The following is a 19796-nucleotide window of genomic DNA, read 5'->3' as shown; positions in this document are numbered from 1 at the left end:
ATATCGACCCGGTGCCGATGGTTGCAAGCAAGCCAAAATTCTTCCCCCGCCTGCTAATGGCAGGCGCCCTCACATGCCTGTGCGCCTGCACCCAGCAGCAGGGCCGCGACGTGCTCGACCAGTTCGGCAACGGCAAGCCCAGCGAGCTGTTCCAGACCAGCGTCGATCGCCTGGCCACGCTGTCCATGCGCGATAACCTGCAGAGCTTGTACCTGCTGATGAACAAGCTGTACCTGCGCAACCCCAACCAGTGGAAGCTGTCCGGCTACGTGGATGCTGCAACTGCCGAGCGGCAGATCCGTATCGCCATCGAGCAACGCCAGCCCTTGCCACAACTAGGCAACCGTCGCGACCTGGCAGCCTTGAGCTACGCCCTGAGCCCCGAGTTTCGCGGTGATCGGGTCGGTGCCTTCATCTACGCCATCGGCAGCATGCTGATCACCGCGCACGGCGGCCGTACCGAGTTCTACATGACCGATACCATCGACCCGCTGTTCGTCAACAACGCGGCGCGCAATATCGAGAAGGCCACCTGGATGTTGAGCCAGCGGCAGGATGCCAATGGCGTGCTGCTGTTGTTCTCCAACGAGATCTCGGAAGAGGGCAGCAACCTGAGTTTTGCCGTGGAGTTCGGCAAGATCGTGGCACGGCTGGACTTGCTGGCGGAGTTGCTGGATGAGCGTTATCGACGAATTGGGTTGAATTATGCGCAAAGCCTGCTGTTGATGAACTTCCTGCCGGTGCAGTGAAGTGGGCGGTTCTGGGTTGCCTGTACGGGCATCTTCGCGGGCATGCCCGCTCCCACAGGTTTTGCATAGGTCTTGAGGCCGCGGTGATCCCTGTGGGAGCGGGCGTGCCCGCGAAGAGGCCAGCACAGGAAAATACCGTTCGATAAACGAACACAGACCCTGGCTGTCCTGTCCGCCATTCGCCCATCCATTCCAAAGGTCGCATTGCCCAACCCCCCGCCTTTTTGCTTAAGTGTGCCCATCCACCGGTTGTCGCCTGCCCCCGCGACTCGCAGCCGGCTCGATAGAATGACCGTGACGACCGCAACCACAGCCCGCCGGGCCGTAGGATGCGGCAACCAGAACAATAACGATCCGGGTAACCTTGCCTATGGAAAGCCGCCTGCTGAGCGAGCGCAGTAGCGTGTTTCATCACGCCGACCCTTATGCTGTGTCCGATTATGTGAACCAGCACGTAGGCCAGCATTGCATCGGTCTGTCCCGCACCACTCATCCGCAAGCCAGTCTCAGTCACCGCAAGTTCGCTGAGCTGGACCTTTGCCGCATCAGCTACGGCGGCAGCGTGCGCGTTACCTCGCGGCACTGGAAACCATCTACCACCTGCAGGTGCTGCTCAACGGCAACTGCCTGTGGCGCGGGCACAAGCGCGAGCACCACCTGGTGCCGGGTGAACTATTGTTGATCAACCCCGACGACCCGGTTGACCTGACCTACTCGGAAGACTGCGAGAAGTTCATCCTCAAGGTGCCGACCCGGCTACTGGACTCGATCTGCGACGAACAGCGCTGGCACCGACCCGATGGTGGGGTGCGGTTCTTGCGCAATCATTACCGGCTGGACGAACTGGAGGGGTTCGTCAACCTGCTGGCCATGGTCTGCCAGGAAGCAGAGGTGAGCGATTCGCTGCCCAGGGTGCAGGGCCACTACAGCCAGATCGTCGCCAGCAAGCTGCTGACCCTGATGAGCACCAATATCCGTCGCGAAAGCCTGGGTTCGCCGGGCGCAAGCCTTGAACGGATCATCGACTACATCGACCGCAACCTGAAGCTTGAGTTGACAGCTGAAGCGCTGGCGGAGCAGGCGTGCATGAGCCTGCGATCCTTGTACGCACTGTTCGACCGGCATCTGCAGACCACGCCCAAGCAGTATGTGCGTCAGCGCAAGCTTGAGCAGGTACATGCCTGCCTGGGTGATGCCAGTTGCGCGGTACGCAGCGTTACCGAGCTGGCCATGGATTATGGCTTCATGCACCTGGGGCGGTTTTCCGAGGTGTATCGGCAGCAGTTTGGCGAGTTGCCCTCGGAAACCTTGCGTAATCGGCGCTGAGCCGCACCGGCCTCTTCGCGGGTAAACCCGCTCCCACAGGGCACTGCAGAAAAACCAGCCTGCACAAAACGGATAGCACTGCGCACAAACCGGATATTCCCTCCCGATCCCAATCCCTAACCTGACCAGGTCTAAACAATAACAAGGGAGACCCTGGCCATGTCCCTGGGATTCGACTACCTCAATGCCTTGCTCGAGGACGACCGTGAAAAGGGCATCTACCGCTGCAAGCGCGAGATGTTCACCGACCCACGCCTGTTCGACCTGGAGATGAAACACATCTTCGAGGGCAACTGGATCTACCTGGCCCATGAAAGCCAGATACCCGAGAAAAACGACTTCCTCACTCTGACCATGGGGCGCCAGCCGATCTTCATCGCGCGCAACAAGGACGGTGAGCTCAATGCCTTCCTCAACGCCTGCAGCCACCGCGGCGCCATGCTCTGCCGGCACAAGCGCGGCAACCGCTCCAGCTACACCTGCCCGTTCCACGGCTGGACCTTCAACAACAGCGGCAAGCTGCTCAAGGTCAAAGACCCAAGCAACGCCGGCTACCCCGACAGCTTCAACTGCGACGGCTCCCACGACCTGACCAAGGTGGCACGCTTCGAGTCGTACCGTGGCTTCCTGTTCGGCAGCCTGAAGGCCGACGTCAAGCCGTTGGTCGAGCACTTGGGCGAGTCGGCCAAGATCATCGACATGATCGTCGACCAGTCGCCGGAAGGCCTGGAAGTGCTGCGTGGCGCCAGTTCGTACATCTACGAAGGCAACTGGAAGCTAACCGCCGAGAACGGCGCCGACGGCTACCACGTCAGTTCCGTGCACTGGAACTACGCCGCCACCCAGAACCAGCGCAAGCAGCGCGAGGCGGGTGAAGAGATCAAGACCATGAGCGCCGGTGCCTGGGCCAAGCAGGGCGGTGGCTTCTACTCCTTCGACCACGGCCACCTGCTGCTGTGGACCCGCTGGGCCAACCCCGAGGACCGCCCGGCCTACGAGCGCCGCGACCAACTGGCCGCCGACTTCGGCCAGGCCCGTGCCGACTGGATGATCGAGAACTCGCGCAACCTGTGCCTGTACCCGAACGTGTACCTGATGGACCAGTTCAGCTCGCAGATCCGCATCGCCCGGCCGATTTCGGTGAACAAGACCGAAATCACCATCTACTGCATCGCGCCGAAAGGCGAGAGCGCCGATGCCCGCGCCAAGCGCATTCGCCAGTACGAAGACTTCTTCAACGTCAGCGGCATGGCCACCCCCGACGACCTGGAAGAGTTCCGCTCGTGCCAGACCGGCTACGGCGGCGGTACCGGCTGGAACGACATGTCCCGCGGCGCTGAACACTGGGTGGAAGGCGCCGACGAGGCGGCCCGGGAAATCGAACTCAAGCCGCTGCTGTCGGGCGTACGCACCGAGGACGAAGGCCTGTTCGTGCTGCAGCACAAGTACTGGCAGGAAACCATGATCCAGGCCTTGAAGGATGAACAGCAACTGATCCCCGTGGAGGCCGTGCAATGAGCCTGTATGCAACCGTGCGCGACTTCCTTTTCCGCGAAGCGCGTTACCTGGATGACGCCCAGTGGGATCAGTGGCTGGAAATGTACGCCAGTGATTGCACCTTCTGGATGCCGAGCTGGGACGATGACGACACCCTCACCGAAGACCCACAAAGCGAAATCTCGCTGATCTGGTACGGCAACCGTGGCGGCCTGGAAGACCGGGTGTTCCGCATCAAGACCGAGCGCTCCAGTGCGACCGTGCCCGACACCCGCACCTCGCACAACATCAGCAACATCGAGATCGTCGAGCAGGGCGAGGGCAGCTGCCAGGTGCGCTTCAACTGGCACACCCTGAGCTTCCGCTACAAGACCACCGACAGTTACTTCGGCACCAGCTTCTACACCCTCGACCTGCGCGGCGAGCAGCCGCTGATCAAGGCCAAGAAGGTGGTGCTGAAGAACGACTACGTTCGCCAGGTCATCGACATCTACCACATCTGATCCAGGGTTTTGCGAGCACTGCCCGGTGCGTCCTGCGACGTGCCGTGGCCCGGCTCGCCCGCGAGGTGCAACATGAGCTACCAGATCGCACTGAATTTCGAAGACGGGGTTACCCGCTTCATCGAGGCCACCGGCCATGAAACCGTGGCCGACGCCGCCTACCGCCAGGGCATCAACATCCCGCTGGACTGCCGCGACGGCGCCTGCGGTACCTGCAAGTGCAAGGCCGAGTCCGGCCGCTACGACCTGGGCGACAACTTCATCGAAGATGCCCTGAGCGAAGATGAAATCGCCGAAGGTTACGTACTGACCTGCCAGATGCGCGCCGAGAGCGACTGCGTCATCCGCATCCCGGCCTCGTCGCAGCTGTGCAAGACCGAACAGGCCAGTTTCGAGGCCGCCATCAGCGATGTCCGCCAGCTGTCGGCCAGCACCATTGCCCTGTCGATCAAGGGCGAGGCCCTCAGCCGCCTGGCCTTCCTGCCGGGGCAATATGTCAATCTCAAGGTGCCGGGCAGCGAGCAGAGCCGAGCCTATTCGTTCAGCTCGCTGCAGAAGGACGGCGAGGTCAGCTTCCTGATCCGCAACGTGCCGGGCGGGTTGATGAGCAGTTTCCTGACCAACCTGGCCAAGGCCGGCGACAGCATGACCCTGGCCGGGCCGCTGGGCAGCTTCTACCTGCGGCCGATCCAGCGCCCGCTGTTGTTGCTGGCCGGTGGTACCGGCCTGGCGCCGTTCACGGCGATGCTGGAGAAGATCGCCGAGCAGGGCAGCGAGCACCCACTGCACCTGATCTACGGCGTGACCAACGACTTCGACCTGGTCGAACTCGACCGCCTACAGGCGCTGGCGGCGCGCATCCCCAACTTCACCTTCAGTGCCTGCGTGGCCAACCCCGACAGCCAGTACCCGCAGAAGGGCTACGTGACCCAGCACATCGAACCGCGCCACCTCAACGATGGCGATGTGGATGTGTACCTGTGCGGCCCGCCACCGATGGTCGAGGCGGTCAGCCAGTACGTGCGCGAGCAGGGCATTACACCGGCGAACTTCTACTACGAGAAGTTCGCGGCGGCGGCCTGATTCCTTTTATTCCAAGTAATACGCCGACCCTGTGGGAGCGGGCGTGCCCGCGAAGAGGCCAGCAGGTTCAACAACTTTGTCTGGTCGGACGCATTCGCGGGCATGCCCGCTCCCACAGGAACCGTGGCGAACCGGAGAGATGGATATGAACAACCGATTCCAAGGCAAGGTCGCCCTGGTCACCGGTGCCGCCCAGGGCATCGGCCGTGGCGTGTGCTGGCGGCTCAAGGCCGAAGGCGCGCAAGTGATAGCGGTAGACCGCTCCGAACTGGTTCACGAACTGGCCAGCGAGGGCATGCTCACCCTCACCGCCGACCTGGATCAATATGGTGACTGCGCCAGGGTCATGGCCAACGCGGTTGAAGCGTTCGGCCGCCTCGACATCCTGGTCAACAACGTTGGCGGCACCATCTGGGCCAAGCCCTTCGAACACTACGAAGTGGACCAGATCGAAGCCGAAGTACGCCGTTCGCTGTTCCCCACCCTGTGGTGCTGCCATGCCGCACTGCCATACATGCTCGAACGTGGCAGCGGCGCCATCGTCAACGTCTCGTCCATCGCCACCCGTGGCGTCAACCGCGTGCCCTACGGCGCAGCCAAGGGTGGCGTCAACGCGCTGACTGCGTGCCTGGCCTTTGAAACCGCCGGCCGTGGCATCCGGGTCAACGCCACTGCTCCCGGCGGCACCGAAGCGCCACCCCGGCGCGTACCGCGCAACAGTGCCGAGCAGACCGAACAGGAAAAGCACTGGTACCAGCAGATCGTCGACCAGACCCTCGACAGCAGCCTGATGCACCGCTACGGCAGCATCGACGAGCAGGTGGGCGCAATCCTGTTCCTGGCTTCCGACGAAGCCTCGTACATCACCGGCGTGACCTTGCCGGTAGGGGGCGGCGACCTCGGCTGAGCGACACCCCTAGGCAAAAAGCTTTCTTTCACAACAAAAACAAGAGCGACAGATGCCATGCGAACCCTTGACGTACACCCGATCATCGATAACGCGCGCTTTACCCCGTTCCACTGGATGGTCATGGCCTGGTGCGGCCTGCTGCTGATCTTCGACGGCTATGACCTGTTCATCTACGGCGTGGTACTGCCGGTCATCATGAAAGAGTGGGGCCTGACCCCGTTGCAGGCCGGTGCACTGGGCAGCTATGCGCTGTTCGGCATGATGTTCGGCGCCCTGGCGTTCGGCAGCCTGGCCGATCGCATCGGGCGCAAGAAGGGCATCGCCATCTGTTTTGCCTTGTTCTCCGGGGCGACCATCCTCAACGGGTTTGCCAGCAGCCCGAGCGAGTTCGGCATCTACCGCTTCATTGCCGGCCTGGGCTGTGGCGGCCTGATGCCCAACGCCGTGGCACTGATGAACGAGTACGCGCCCAAGCGACTGCGCAGCACGCTGGTAGCGATCATGTTCAGTGGCTACTCGCTGGGCGGCATGCTCTCGGCGGGTGTCGGCATCTTCATGCTGCCGCGTTTTGGCTGGGAATCGATGTTCTTCGCCGCAGCGGTGCCACTGCTGTTGTTGCCGGTAATCCTGTACTACCTCCCTGAATCGATCGGTTTCCTGGTACGCCAGGGCCGTACCGACGAGGCCCGCAAGCTGCTCAAGCGGCTGGACCCGGATTGCGACGTGAAGGCGGACGATGTGCTGCAGGCGGCCGACCGCAAAGGCAGCGGGGCTTCGGTGCTGGAACTGTTTCGCAACGGCCTGGCCATTCGCACCCTCGCTCTGTGGCTGGCGTTCTTCTGCTGCCTGCTGATGGTCTACGCACTCAGCTCCTGGCTGCCGAAGCTGATGGCCAACGCCGGCTACAGCCTGGGCTCGAGCCTGTCGTTCCTGCTGGCGCTGAACTTCGGTGGCATGGCCGGGGCGATTCTCGGTGGCTGGCTGGGCGACCGTTACAGCCTGGTCAAAGTCAAAGTGGCTTTCTTCATCGCCGCCGCGCTGTCGATCAGCCTGCTGGGCGTCAACAGCCCGATGCCGGTGCTGTACCTGCTGATCTTCATTGCCGGCGCCACCACCATCGGCACGCAGATCCTGCTGTATGCCGGCGCCGCTCAACTGTACGGGCTATCGGTGCGCTCCACCGGGCTGGGCTGGGCCTCGGGCATCGGCCGCAACGGTGCCATCGTCGGCCCGCTGCTGGGTGGTGCGCTGATGGGCATCAACCTGCCCCTGCAGCTCAATTTCATTGCTTTCGCCATCCCTGGCGCAATTGCCGCGCTGGCCATGGCCGTGCACCTGGCCAGCGGCCGTCGGCACGCCCAGGCGGTTGCGGCACAGGCGTAACTCCAGAAAAACAACATGAGGTAAACACCATGACCGTGAAAATTTCCCACACTGCCGAGGTACAGCAGTTCTTCGAAGAGGCCGCAGGCTTTGGCAACGATGCCGGCAGCCCGCGCCTGAAGCGCATCGTGCAACGCGTGCTGCAAGACACCGCGCGGCTGATCGAAGACCTGGAAATCAGCGAAGACGAGTTCTGGCATGCCGTCGACTACCTCAACCGCCTGGGTGGCCGCGGCGAGGCCGGGTTGCTGGTGGCTGGGTTGGGCATCGAGCACTTCCTCGACCTGCTGCAGGATGCCAAGGACCAGCAAGCAGGCCTTGTCGGCGGCACTCCACGCACCATCGAAGGCCCGCTGTACGTGGCCGGCGCGCCGATCGCCGAAGGTGAAGTACGCATGGATGACGGTAGCGAGGAGGGCGTGGCCACGCCGATGTACCTCGAGGGCCAGGTGCTCGACCCACAAGGGCGGCCGTTGCCTGGGGCCACGGTCGACCTGTGGCATGCCAATACCCGTGGCACCTATTCGTTCTTCGACCAGAGCCAGTCCGAGTACAACCTGCGCCGACGCATCATCACCGATGGCGAAGGCCGCTACCGCGCGCGCTCCATCGTGCCGTCCGGGTATGGCTGCGATCCACAGGGGCCGACCCAGGAGTGCCTGGACCTGCTCGGCCGTCACGGCCAGCGTCCGGCGCATGTGCACTTCTTCATCTCGGCACCGGGGTACCGACACCTGACCACGCAGATCAACCTGGCCGGAGACAAATACCTGTGGGATGACTTTGCCTATGCCACGCGGGATGGGCTGGTGGGCGAGGTGGTGTTCGTCGAGGGCGAGGCGGGGCGACATGCCGAGTTGAAATTCGACTTCCAGTTGCAGCAGGCCCGGGGCGGTGCCGATGAGCAGCGCAGTGGGCGGCCGCGGGCCTTGCAGGAGGCCTGATCCACCGGGTTGGCTTCTTCGCGGGCTTGCCCGCTCCCACAGGGGACTGCACAGGTTTCAGGATTGTGGGAGCGGGCAAGCCTGCGAAGAAGGCAACACCAAAACAAGAGCCAGCCACAAAGGCCGGCCGCTGCCTTGCGAGAAGCTAATGAAAACCCTGATCAAGGACTGCTCACTATCGGCCCTGGTCGCCGGCTGCATCGCCACGATGATCTCCTACGCAGGCCCCTTGGTGATCATCTTCCACGCCGCAGAAGCCGCCGGCCTGTCCCATCGGCAACTGTCCTCCTGGGTCTGGGCAGTGTCCATGGGCAGTGCCGTACTCGGCGCGCTGCTCAGCCTGCGCTACCGGGTGCCGGTGGTGATCGCCTGGTCGATCCCTGGCTCGGCGCTGCTGGTCACCGCCTTGCCGCAACTGGGCCTGGAACAGGCCGTTGGCGCCTACCTGGTAGCCAACCTGGTCCTGCTGCTGATCGGCATCAGCGGGGCCTTCGACCGCATCATCGCGCGCCTGCCGGGCTCCATCGCCGCCGGCATGCAGGCCGGCATCCTGTTCAGCTTCGGCATCGAGGTGTTCCGCGCCTTGCCGGTGCAACCGCTGCTGGTACTGGCGATGTTCGTCACCTACGTGCTGATGCGCCGGGTGCAGCCGCGCTACGCCGTGGCGGCGGTGCTGTGCGTGGGCACGCTGGTGACCGTGGCCAGCGGGGCGTTTCGCAGCGAGGCATTGGTGCTGGAGCTGGCGTCGCCGCAGTGGGTCACCCCGCAGTTCAGCCTGGCAGCGGTATTCAGCCTGGCACTGCCGCTGGTGCTGGTGGCCCTTACCGGGCAGTTCATGCCGGGCATGGCAGTACTACGCAACGCCGGCTACACCACGCCGGCCAGCCCGATCATCAGCGCTAGCGCCCTGGCCGGCGCCGCGCTGGCGCCGTTCGGTTGCCACGGGCTGAACCTGGCGGCGGTCACCGCCAGCCTTTGCACCGGGCATGAGGCCCATGAAAACCCACGGCGGCGCTATGTCGCGGCGGTGGCTGGCAGTGCGCTGTACCTGCTGCTGGGGATCGCCGGGGCCACGCTGATGTCGCTGTTTGCAGCATTCCCCGCCGCCCTGATCGCCGCCCTGGCCGGGCTGGCCCTGTATGGCGCCATCAGCGAAGCCCTGGCCCGCAGCCTGGCGGAACCAACCGAGCGCGATGCCGGGCTGTTCACCTTCCTGGTCACCGCTTCGGGGGTGGCCTTCCTGGGCCTGTCGGCAGCGTTCTGGGGCCTGCTGTTCGGCCTGCTGAGCCATGGGTTGCTGAGGCTGCGCCAGCCACGTGCCCGGGAGGTGCTGCGCCGTACCCCATGAACCGCCGTGCTTCCAACGCTTTACCCATAAAAACAAGATCAAGAGAGCTTCGGAATGAACCACACCCCTTGCGTCGCCCTGGGCCTGACTTTGCTCAGCCAACCGTTGCTGGCCGCCGAAGGCGGCTTCTTCGAAGATTCGAAGGCCACCCTGAGTGCCCGTAACTACTACTTCAGCCGCGACTTCTCCGACATCGTCGGGGCAAACCGGCAATCCAAGGCCGAGGAGCGGGCCCAGGGCTTCATCCTCGACTTCAAGTCGGGCTACACCCCGGGCACGGTCGGCTTTGGCATTGATGCCCTGGCCCTGCTGGGCATCAAGCTCGACAGCAGCCCAGACCGCACCAATACCGGGTTGCTGCCGGTGCACGGCAACGGCCGCGCCGCCGACGAATACAGCCGCCTGGCGCCCACCTTCAAGGCCCGGCTGTCCAAAACCGAATTGCGCGCCGGCGAACTGCAACCCAACCTGCCGGTGCTGACCTTCAGCGACATCCGCCTGTTGCCACCGACCTACCAGGGCGCCAGCCTGAGCTCGGCGGAAATCGACGGCCTGACCGTGCAGGCCGGGCACCTGGAAAGCACCCACCTGCGCAACGAAGGCGGCGACGGCAAGATGAACGCCATGCTCGGCCATGTGCCGATCCGCCAGGTAGAAAGCGACGCCTTCAACTACCTGGGCGGGGACTATGCGTTCAATGCCAACCAGAGCAGCGTCAGCCTGTGGTATGGGCAGCTTGAGGACATTTACGAACAGGGCTTTGTCGGCCTCAAGCACAGCAAGCCCCTGGGCAACTGGGTGCTCAGTGCCAACCTGGGGTATTTCACCGCGCGCGAGGACGGCGATGCGTTGCTCGGCAACATCGACAACCAGGCGTTCTTTTCGATGTTCACTGCCCGGCATGGCGGGCACAGCTTACATGCCGGCTACCAGGGCATTTATGGCGACAGCCCTTTCCCACGGGTGTTCGCCAACATCTCGCCGCTGGGTAACGAAGTACCGACCTATGAGTTCGCCTACACCGACGAACGCTCGTACCAGGTGCGCTACGACTACAACTTCGCGGCCATGGGCGTGCCGGGGCTGACCGCGACCGTGCGCTACATAACCGGTAACAATGTCGATACCGGGCTGGGTTACGAAGGGCGCGACCGCGAGCGCGACCTGGACATCGGTTATGCGGTGCAGGGCGGTGTGCTGAAGGGGCTGGGGATCCGGGTGCGCAATGCCATGGCCCGGTCCAACTACCGCAGCGACATCGACGAGAACCGTCTGACGTTGGTGTACACCTGGCAGTTGTTCTGAATCATCCATAGAGGCATGTGCAAACCCGGTGGGAGCAGCTGTCTTATGTTGCCTGCACTGACCTCATCGAGAACGAGAAACCTCCCACAGGGAGATAACACGCCGCAAGCTCAACGCGGTCGGGGTGGGAGCTGGCTTGCCGGCGATGAGGCCAGTGCAGGCAGCCCGTTGCAGATGCACCTTCAAGAGGAATTGCGCATTGGGCCCGGATGAAGTTAGCTTCCGGAAACCTCCCTTTCAGGAATGCCACCCTTGGACTCCATCACCCAGGCCGTACTCGGCGCGGCCTTGCAAGGTACCGTGCTTGGCCGCATCCAGGGCCGCCGCTCACTGTTGTATGGTGCGGCGCTGGGCACGCTTCCCGACCTGGACGTGATCATCCGCTACGCCGACCCGGTGTCGCAGATGACCTACCACCGCGGCTTTTCTCATTCCTTGTTCGTGCTCACCGGGCTGGCCTTGCTGCTGGCCTGGCTGGTCAACAAATGCTGGCCAGGCAAAGGCTATACCTTGCCCAGGCTGTTCCTGGCGTTCTGGCTGGTGCTGGTCACCCACCCGTTGCTCGACGCCTTCACGGTCTACGGCACGCAGTTGTTCTGGCCCTTGCAGGCCACCCCGGAAAGCTGGGCGGCGGTGTTCATCATCGACCCGGTCTACACCGTGCCGCTGCTGGCCGCGGTGATCTACGCAAGCATCAAGGGGCTGACAAGCAAGGCGGTGCAGCTAATGACCTTGGCCTTGCTCTTCAGCGCAGCCTACCTGGGGTTCGGCCTGGCCGGACGCATGGCGGCCGAGCAGCGGTTCCAGGCTGCCCTCGACCGCCAAGGCATCGCCGTCAGCCAAGTGCGTGCCGTGCCGATAGCGTTCAACAGCCTGGTCTGGCGGGTGCTTGCCAAGACCCCGGATGGCGATTACTACGAGGGCATCAGCAGCGGGTTCGACCAGCACTCGCCAGAAATGCAACGTTTGCCGCGTAATCTTCAACTGGCGCAAGCGCTGGCCGGGCACCCGTTGCACCAGCGCTTGCGCTGGTTCACCGATGACTGGCTGCGCTACGACCAGGTCGGCGATGCGCTGGTGGTCAGCGACCTGCGCATGGGCATCCCGGGTAACTACACGTTCCGCTTCAACATGGCCCACCGAGACAGCCAGGGGCACTGGATTGCCGATGTGCCGTCGCTGTGGGAGGGTGCCGGGCCAGGGGCGGCGTTCAATGGCGACGACCTGGTGCTGATCTGGCGACGGATCGTCGAGCAGCAGCCACCTTTGCCGCTGGCCGCCTGGACCGATCGCTACCTGGGGCCTGCCACAGTCGAGCGCGGGCGCTGAGGCGTGCGTTCAGTCGGGCTGGACCTGGTCAAGTGGACGGCGATGCTGACCATGGTCGCCGACCACCTGCGTTTTCTGTGGCCTGATGCCGATGGCTTGTTCGTGGTTGGCCGGTTGGCGTTTCCACTGTTTTGCCTGGCGATTGCGGTGAATGTGGCGCGCACCAGGTGCGGTGCGCTCTATACCCGCGGCAACCTGCGTTATCTGGGGCTGATGCTGGTGTTCGCAGTGCTGTCGGAACCTGCGTACCGTTGGCTGGACAGTGGTTCGTCAACGTTCAGCGTGATGCCGACCCTGGTGTTGGGGTTGCTGGTTGCCTGGGGTGTGCATCATCCGTTGATTTCGGCGCGCGTGCTTGGCTTTTCCGGTCTGCTTGCAGGGTGGCTGTTCAGTGAACAGCTGATGTACGGGCTGCCGGGGGTGATGCTGCCGGGCACCTGGTTGATGGCCCGGCGCAAGGAAGGGGCGGCCTGGTTGTTGCCCAGCCTGTTGGCCATGGCTGGGAACCTGACCAACAGCTGGTTGCAGGAGCATCTGTTGGCGCCGTTTACCGTGCTGACGCTGATGGCCGCGGCCTTGGCGATTCCGCTCGGGTGGTCGTTGCTGCGTCAGGAGGGTTGGCGGGTGCCTGCGGTGGGGCGTTGGGGTTACCTGTTCTATCCGGTGCATTTACTGGTGATCAAGGTCTTCGCTTGATCGCTCTCGACAGTCCTGCTTGCATTTCACAAATCCATACCTATCTAAACCAGCCGCACCAGACTCAGGAACCTCCCATGGAACCCAACCGCTTCGGCGACATCGCCGCCTTCGTCAGCGCCGCGAGGGCCGGCAGTTTTACCGCCGCCGCCGCCACCTTGGGCCTGACGCGCTCGGCGGTGGGCAAGAGCATCGCTCGCCTGGAGGCGCGCATGGCCGTGCGCTTGCTCAACCGCACCACGCGCAAGCTGAGCCTGACCGACGAGGGCCTGGTGGCCTACGAGCGCTGGCGGCAGATTCTGGATGACCTGGACGAGGTGGAAAGCACCATGGCCCAGCGCCGTGGCAAGCCCACCGGCACCCTGCGCCTGACAGCACCCCTGTCGTTCGGCCAGCGCCATGTGCTGCCGATTCTCGACCGGTACCTGAAGCAGTGGCCCGAGCTGCGCGCGGACATCCGCTTCACCGACCGTTTCGTCGACCTGGTCGAGGAGGGTATCGACGTTGCGGTGCGTATCGGTGTACCGAAGGAAGACTCGCAACTCTTGACCCGTACGGTGGCCTGGCAGCAGTTCGTCACCTGCGCCTCGCCCGCATACCTGGACGCACGCGGCGTACCACAGGTGCCCGGCGACCTCTACGGCCATGACAAGATCGCCTTCCTGGCCGGCGAAAAGGTCATGCCGTGGCGCTTTCATACCGAAGCGGGGCTGCACCTGTGCGAAGACCCCGGGCGGTTGAACATCGACAGCTCCGAGGCAATGCTCGCCGGCGCCCGGGCGGGTTTCGGGCTGATTCACCTGCCCACCTACATCACCGGCGACGACCTGCGCGCCGGCACCCTGGTGGAGGTGCTGCAAGCCTATCGGCCACCGGCGGACCCGATTCGCATCGTGTACCCAAGCAAGCGCCACCTGTCGCCGCGCGTACGCGGCTTCATCGACCTGCTGGTAGCCAGTTGGGAACCGGGCGTGCCCTGGGAAGACTGATTGGGGAATGGCAGGCCCCTATGCCGGGCCTGAAGCCGGGTTTATCACTGGCTGCGCAGCAGGGAAACTGGCAGTCACTGATAATCCCTGTGGAGACCCCATGACTGCACTGTCCGTACTGGACCTGGTCATGATCGGCGAAGGCAAGACCTTCGCCGACGCGATCGAAGAGTCCCGCCAACTGGCGCGCCATGTCGAGCAACAGCACTACAGCCGCTACTGGATCGCCGAGCACCACGACATGCCGGGCATCGGCTCGGCCGCCACGTCACTGGTCATCAACGAAATCGCCAACGCCACCCGGCATATCCGCGTCGGCGCCGGTGGCATCATGCTGCCCAACCACGCGCCGCTGGTGGTGGCCGAGCAGTTCGGTACGCTCGACACCCTGCACCCTGGCCGCATCGATCTGGGCCTCGGCCGTGCGCCGGGCAGCTCCGGGCCTACCGTGCGCGCCTTGCGTGGTGCTGCGCCAGAGCGCGACTTCAGCCAGGACATCGCCGAACTGCGCGACTACCTGGCTGAAAATGGCAAACGGCGGGTGCGCGGCGTGCCTGGCAAGCATGACATACCGGTGTGGATTCTCGGCTCCAGCCTGTTCGGTGCCGACCTGGCAGCGAAACTGGGCCTGCCCTATGCCTTCGCCTCGCACTTTGCCCCGCGCTACCTGCTGCAGGCCATTGCCCATTACCGGGCCAACTTCCAGCCTTCGGCACAACTGGCCAAGCCGTATGTGATGGTGGGCATGAACCTGTTCGCCGCCGACAGCGATGCCGAGGCGGATTACCTGGCCAGCTCCCATCGCAAGTGGATGCTGGACTTGCATGTCGGGCGCTTCGGCCTGTTGCCCAAGCCGCAGGAGGGGTATGTCGAAGGCCTGCCGGACCATGAGCGCGCGGTACTTGAGCAGGTGATGGCCTGCACTGTGGCCGGCGGGCCGGAGCGGGTAAGGGAAGGGTTGCGCACCCTGATCGAGCAGACCGGTGCGGATGAACTGATGATCGACTGCCGCATCCACGACCCGCTGGCGCGGCAGCGTTCGCATGCCTATGCCGCGCAGGCCCTGGCTGAACTGAGCTAAGCCCTACAGGCCTCTTCGCGGGCACGCCCGCTCCCACAAGGCCCCCACAGGATGCAAGACCTGCGCAATACCTGTGGGAGCGGGCGTGCCCGCGAAGAGGCCTGCACAGGAAAAAAAGGGAGCCCATGAGCTCCCTCTTTCAGCATCACGCCCGCTTGAGGAACGGATAATCCGTATACCCCTCAGCCCCATTGGCATAATCGAACTGCGCCCGGTGCGCATTCAACGGCGTCTGCACCCGCAGCCGCTCTACAAGGTCCGGGTTGGCAATGAAGCAGCGCCCGAACGCTACGGCATCGATCAAGCCACGCCCGATCAGGTCTTCACCTTTCTCGGCGGTGTAGGCACCGGCAGCAATGATCACCCCCGGGTAGACCGCACGAATCGCCTGGCGGAATTCGTCACGCAGCGGCTTGCTACCGGCCCAGTCCGGTTCGGACAGGTGCAGGTAGGCAAGGTTGCGCTTGGCCAGTTCGCGGATCAGGTACAGGCCTGCGGCTTCCTGGTCTTCGCCATTGTCCACGCCATTGTCCACGCCATTGAAACCACCCAGCGGGAACACACGGATACCCACGCGTTCGGCGCTCCAGTTGGCAATCGCCGCGTCCACTGCTTCAAGCACGATACGCGCACGGTTCTCGACGCTGCCGCCGCAGCGGTCTTCGCGTTGGTTGGCGCTGGGGGTGAGGAACTGATGCAGCAGGTAGCCGTGGGCGGCGTGCAGTGCTGCTCCAGAGGTGGAAAACCAATGGTGCGCACGATACCGGGGTGACTGGGGAAAGGGGGGACCGGGAGCCCGGCATTGGTCTCCCCAATGGTGATAGAGACTGGCAGCCAATCTTCAGTCAGTTCTTCCTTGTAAGAAGTACTGCAGCTGTTATACCTCCGACAATACCGATAACTGCAAGAATGGATATCGCCGGATACCTTCTGGCGATGCTGTAGGGAAGATAGATCGCGATCTGGAGATTTTGCATGATAGTGCCTGGTCGATTCCACGCCTGACTGAGGTTAAAACTCTCCCCCTCATTGAGGTTTGCAGGACTTTCCCCACCTGAACCTATTCGTCTCAATTCAGTTTCTTGCGGACGCGCTCTTGCAGCTTGGTGGCCTCTGTGGTCTGACTGAGGGCTGGACTGGCTGGAGATGTTCAACGACGAACTTGGTGGCGGATTACTGCCACCTCGCGCAGAGTTTCGGTTTGGAGAAATTCTTGAAAAAATTCTTGAAAAAAGTCTTGAAAAAAGTGTTGAAGGACGTCCTGAAGGAAGTCTTGGCGGAGAAGAACCATCAAACCTGCGTAACCCTGTCGGATCGGCGAAATTCACAGGGTCACCTTCGCAGTAGGTATAGCAATTGGTTCCCCCTTCCCCGAACGGGCTCAATGGGTCGGGACTGTTGAATCTTGCCCTGGCGAGATAAAACCGTTTGGCTTGCCCAAGCGGATAGCCGAGCGTCACGACATCCAGATACTCGCCATTGAAGCCTGCGAGTACCTTCCCCGAATCATCAGGAGAAAAACCGTAAGGCGTGTAAGCACGAATACGCTGTTGCCCCCGCGCATTCAGCACCGATCCGTTCGAATCGGTCTGCAGCAGCATTGAATGTTCATCCGTTCTGGCGTCCAGCTGCGCAAGCAGCTTCTCGGCGTATAGCAACCTTGCGTGTTTGTCGCGATACCTGGACACCAAACGGTCCTGTTGATAGAAAAAACGGTCAGTGACGGCGGTGGATGACATGGCTACGCCCCGTTCAAGTGAGTGACCTCACCCTATGCAGAGCAGCACTGGTGGACAACTGGCAGAAATACCAGGCCGCGCCTTGTGACTGCTGCTCGATGCCACGCGTGTGTTGACAAGTGTTAATGCACGGTAATTCTGCCGCTAACAAAATGCGCCACATCATTGAACCCCGGCGTCGACGCATGCCCTGGTGTGACCAGCGAATCAATGAACGCTTCATCCTCCGCCGTGATCTTCACTGCCAGCGCCCCGCCATAGGTATCCCACTGTTCTTCGGTCCGCGGCCCGACAATCGCCGAACTGACCAGCCGATTGTTCAGCACCCAGGCAATCGCGAATTCGACGATACCCACGCCCTTGGCTTCCACATAGGCCTGGATCTGCCGGGCAATGGCCAGCGACTCCTGGCGCCATTCCACCTCCATGATGCGCTTGTCCTGGCGCCCGGCCCGGCTACCGGCATCCGGCACCGCCCCCGGCGCATACTTGCCGCTGAGCACGCCCCGCGCGAGCGGGCTGAACGGCACCACGCCCAGGCCATGGGCTGCCGCAGCGGTAAGCTGCTCCGGCTCGGCCTGGCGGTTGACGATGTTGTACAGCGGCTGGCTCACCACCGGCCTGGGCACGCCCAGGCGCTCAGCAATGTGGCAGGCCTCGGCGATGCGCCAGCCGCGGAAGTTGGACACGCCCCAGTAGCGGATCTTGCCTTGGCGCAGCAGGTCGCCGATGGCCTGCACGGTTTCCTCCAGCGGCACCTTGTGGTCCTCGCGGTGCAGGTAGTAGATGTCCAGGTAGTCCATGTCCATGCGCGTCAGCGTGGCATCGAGGGCATTGAAGATGTGCTTGCGCGACAGGCCGCTGCGGTTGGGAAGGCCATCGGCCGGGCCAAAGCCGACCTTGCTGGCCACGATCCAGTCATGGCGATGACGGGCCACCGCTTCGCCGACGATTTCCTCCGCACGCCCGGCGTTGTAAACGTCTGCGATGTCGATGAAGTTGATGCCCTGGTCCCAGGCCTTGTCGATGATGCGCAGGGCGTCCTCGGTGCTGGTCTGCTCGCCGAACATCATGCTGCCCAGAGTAAGGGCGGAAACCTGCAGGCCACTGTGGCCGAGGGGGCGGTAGATCATGCGCTTGGGTCCTTGTGCGGTCGGCAGATCTACCCGTTTTACACACAACCGGGGCGCAATGAAAGGCAGCCTCAACCGATCAGCGCCAATGCCTCCTGCAAGGTCAACGGGCACTTCAGGCGTTGCGACAGCGTCGCCATGGCATCGGAATACCCCTTGGCGACAACTGCCTCGACCCGCTCATCCACGCATTGCAAGGCAATGAAGTTGCCTTTTTCCGGCTCGCCGACGAACTCGATACGGTTCCAGTCCCGCGCGTGGCCCAGTACTTCGTAGGTGCGGCCGTGCTGGTAGGTCCAGAAGAACGGTACGTCGGCGTAGCGGCGCTGCTCGCCGAGCATGTTGGCCGCGGCGATCACCCCATGTTGCTGGGCCAGCCGCCAGTGTTCGATACGCACCGGGCGCCCGCTGAGGGGGAAGGTGGCGATATCCCCCGCGGCCCACAGGCCATCTGCAGCGCGCATTTCAGCGTCCACTTGCACCGACTTGTCCTCGGTCAGCAGCACGCCCTGAATGAACGCGGTCGCAGGTCTTACCCCGGTACCCAGCAGCACCAATGGCGTCTGTAGCCGCTCACCGTTGGCCAGCAGCACGGCCTCGACCTTGCCCTGGCCCTCGATCCGTACGACCTCGGTAGGGCCGTGGAAGGTGACCCCCTTGCGTTCGTGCAACTCGCGGATGCTACGGCCAATGCGCTCGCCCAGTTGCCGGGCCAGGGGGACCTCATGGCGGGTGATCAGGTGCACCTGCACGCCGTACTTGCGCAAGGCCGACGCGGCTTCCAGGCCGATGAAGCCATCGCCGACGATCACTGCCGGCTGGCCGGGCTCGGCAGCATCCAGCAGGTGCGCGGCATCCTCCCGTGAACGCAGGGTAAATACCCCAGGCAGGTCGACGCCCGGGATATCGGGCCGCAGCGCCTTGCCGCCGGTGGCCAGCAGGCAGGCGTCGTAGTCGATCTGCTGGCCGTCGGCCAGGGTGACCTGGCGTTTCTGGGTGTTCAGTGTGCGCACCTTGCCATGCTTGCGCTCCAGCTGGCCCTTGCGCAGGGCGTCGGCGTCGAGCAGGGCCGGCACTTCATCGGGCGGCATCTGCCCGGCGATCACGAACTTGCTCAGGGAAGTACGATCGTAGGCTGGTTGGCGCTCCTGATCGATCCAGACCAGGCGGCCGGCAAAGCCATGGGCCAGCAGGGTGGACACTGCGGCACTGCCCGCGGCACCAGCGCCGACCACCACGAAACAGCGGGCGTCGCTGTGGCGGGGCGGCTCGGTTCTGGGCAGGGGTTGGTCGTCGACCCAGACCTCGTCGCCCTTGACCCAGGTTTTGTAGCGGCGCAGGTCGGCCAGGGCCGGCGGCTCGCAGACCGCGCCCTCGTCCACGGCGAACGCGGCCTTGTGCCAGGGGCACACCAGCAGGCCGCCGCACACCACGCCTTCATTGAGTGGCGCGCCTTCGTGGGGGCAGTTGCCCTGGTAGGCGTGCACCTGGTCGCCCTGGCGGATGAGGATGATCTCCTCGCTGCCGGCCTGGACGCGCAGGGGGCGGTGTTCGTCGAGTTGGGCCAGGCGAGCCACGGCGTGCTGGGTCATGGGGGTTCTCCAAAGGGGCCTTTGGAACCATTTGACGCCTGGGCTGGGGATGGGATGCGTTGAGCTGACGATCGGTGGAGGGTGTGGATTTTATGTGGCCTGGGCTGGCCTCTTCGCGGGCCTGCCCGCTCCCACAGAAGCAAATCACCACGACGACTGGGCAGTGGGTCGTTGGGGGGGGAAAGGAGA

16 protein-coding genes and 2 pseudogenes are annotated in these 19796 nt (G+C 63.5%); 14 read left to right on the top strand and 4 right to left on the bottom strand.

Annotation, left to right across the window (positions count from 1 at the left end; all coding sequences use genetic code 11):
* The first annotated feature begins 17 nt into the window (after positions 1 to 17).
* The 14 genes and pseudogenes from ACLCGK_RS23180 (at position 18) to ACLCGK_RS23115 (ending at position 15143) form a co-directional block, all read left to right on the top strand.
* Positions 18 to 749, top strand: a complete 732-nt coding sequence (locus ACLCGK_RS23180) for a hypothetical protein (RefSeq protein WP_330142969.1) — start codon at positions 18 to 20, stop codon at positions 747 to 749.
* 370 nt (positions 750 to 1119) lie between these two features.
* A pseudogene (locus tag ACLCGK_RS23175) lies at positions 1120 to 2075 on the top strand (AraC family transcriptional regulator).
* 159 nt (positions 2076 to 2234) lie between these two features.
* Positions 2235 to 3593 carry a benzoate 1,2-dioxygenase large subunit gene (gene benA, locus ACLCGK_RS23170; RefSeq protein WP_410953050.1) on the top strand — a complete coding sequence of 453 codons (1359 nt, stop codon included), beginning with the start codon at positions 2235 to 2237 and terminating at the stop codon, positions 3591 to 3593.
* Positions 3590 to 4075: a benzoate 1,2-dioxygenase small subunit gene (gene benB / locus ACLCGK_RS23165; protein WP_013972678.1), complete on the top strand. Its 486-nt coding sequence runs from the start codon at positions 3590 to 3592 to the stop codon at positions 4073 to 4075. Before benA ends, benB begins: the two co-directional genes overlap by 4 nt.
* A 72-nt stretch (positions 4076 to 4147) precedes the next feature.
* Positions 4148 to 5158 carry a benzoate 1,2-dioxygenase electron transfer component BenC gene (gene benC, locus ACLCGK_RS23160; protein ID WP_410953049.1) on the top strand — a complete coding sequence of 337 codons (1011 nt, stop codon included), beginning with the start codon at positions 4148 to 4150 and terminating at the stop codon, positions 5156 to 5158.
* 145 nt (positions 5159 to 5303) lie between these two features.
* Positions 5304 to 6065 carry a 1,6-dihydroxycyclohexa-2,4-diene-1-carboxylate dehydrogenase gene (locus tag ACLCGK_RS23155; RefSeq protein ID WP_410953048.1) on the top strand — a complete coding sequence of 254 codons (762 nt, stop codon included), beginning with the start codon at positions 5304 to 5306 and terminating at the stop codon, positions 6063 to 6065.
* Positions 6066 to 6122: 57 nt separating this feature from the next.
* Positions 6123 to 7451 carry an MFS transporter gene (locus ACLCGK_RS23150; protein WP_410953047.1) on the top strand — a complete coding sequence of 443 codons (1329 nt, stop codon included), beginning with the start codon at positions 6123 to 6125 and terminating at the stop codon, positions 7449 to 7451.
* Between the two features lie 29 nt (positions 7452 to 7480).
* Positions 7481 to 8395, top strand: coding sequence for a catechol 1,2-dioxygenase (gene catA, locus ACLCGK_RS23145; RefSeq protein WP_023661753.1), 915 nt, complete (start codon positions 7481 to 7483; stop codon positions 8393 to 8395).
* 148 nt (positions 8396 to 8543) lie between these two features.
* On the top strand, positions 8544 to 9743 hold the full coding sequence (locus ACLCGK_RS23140; RefSeq protein ID WP_410953046.1) for a benzoate/H(+) symporter BenE family transporter: 1200 nt from the start codon (positions 8544 to 8546) through the stop codon (positions 9741 to 9743).
* Positions 9744 to 9797: 54 nt separating this feature from the next.
* Positions 9798 to 11048, top strand: coding sequence for an OprD family porin (locus ACLCGK_RS23135; RefSeq protein WP_410953045.1), 1251 nt, complete (start codon positions 9798 to 9800; stop codon positions 11046 to 11048).
* A 252-nt stretch (positions 11049 to 11300) separates the two neighbouring features.
* Positions 11301 to 12377 (top strand): metal-dependent hydrolase, encoded by a 1077-nt coding sequence (locus ACLCGK_RS23130; protein WP_410953044.1) that lies wholly within the window; start codon positions 11301 to 11303, stop codon positions 12375 to 12377.
* A gap of 3 nt (positions 12378 to 12380) precedes the next feature.
* Positions 12381 to 13073, top strand: a complete 693-nt coding sequence (locus tag ACLCGK_RS23125; RefSeq protein WP_410953043.1) for a TraX family protein — start codon at positions 12381 to 12383, stop codon at positions 13071 to 13073.
* A gap of 77 nt (positions 13074 to 13150) precedes the next feature.
* Positions 13151 to 14062, top strand: coding sequence for a LysR family transcriptional regulator (locus ACLCGK_RS23120; RefSeq protein WP_039613609.1), 912 nt, complete (start codon positions 13151 to 13153; stop codon positions 14060 to 14062).
* Between the two features lie 100 nt (positions 14063 to 14162).
* A complete protein-coding gene (locus tag ACLCGK_RS23115; protein ID WP_410953042.1) occupies positions 14163 to 15143 on the top strand; it encodes an LLM class flavin-dependent oxidoreductase in 981 nt (326 codons plus the stop codon).
* Positions 15144 to 15288: 145 nt separating this feature from the next.
* Here the strand turns inward: ACLCGK_RS23115 and ACLCGK_RS23110 are convergent.
* The 4 genes and pseudogenes from ACLCGK_RS23110 to ACLCGK_RS23095 all read right to left on the bottom strand — a co-directional run.
* A pseudogene (locus ACLCGK_RS23110) lies at positions 15289 to 15867 on the bottom strand (alkene reductase); the annotation flags it as partial.
* A gap of 121 nt (positions 15868 to 15988) precedes the next feature.
* On the bottom strand, positions 15989 to 16882 hold the full coding sequence (locus ACLCGK_RS23105) for an RHS repeat-associated core domain-containing protein (RefSeq protein WP_410953041.1): 894 nt from the start codon (positions 16880 to 16882) through the stop codon (positions 15989 to 15991).
* A gap of 122 nt (positions 16883 to 17004) precedes the next feature.
* Positions 17005 to 18015, bottom strand: coding sequence for an aldo/keto reductase (locus ACLCGK_RS23100; RefSeq protein WP_410953040.1), 1011 nt, complete (start codon positions 18013 to 18015; stop codon positions 17005 to 17007).
* 71 nt (positions 18016 to 18086) lie between these two features.
* A complete protein-coding gene (locus ACLCGK_RS23095; RefSeq protein ID WP_410953039.1) occupies positions 18087 to 19607 on the bottom strand; it encodes an FAD-dependent oxidoreductase in 1521 nt (506 codons plus the stop codon).
* Between the last annotated feature and the right edge of the window lie 189 nt (positions 19608 to 19796).

Source organism: Pseudomonas sp. S1(2024) (assembly GCF_046557535.1).
The sequence above is the reverse complement of the archived record's forward strand: the minus strand, read 5'-3'. Positions and strand labels throughout refer to the sequence as shown.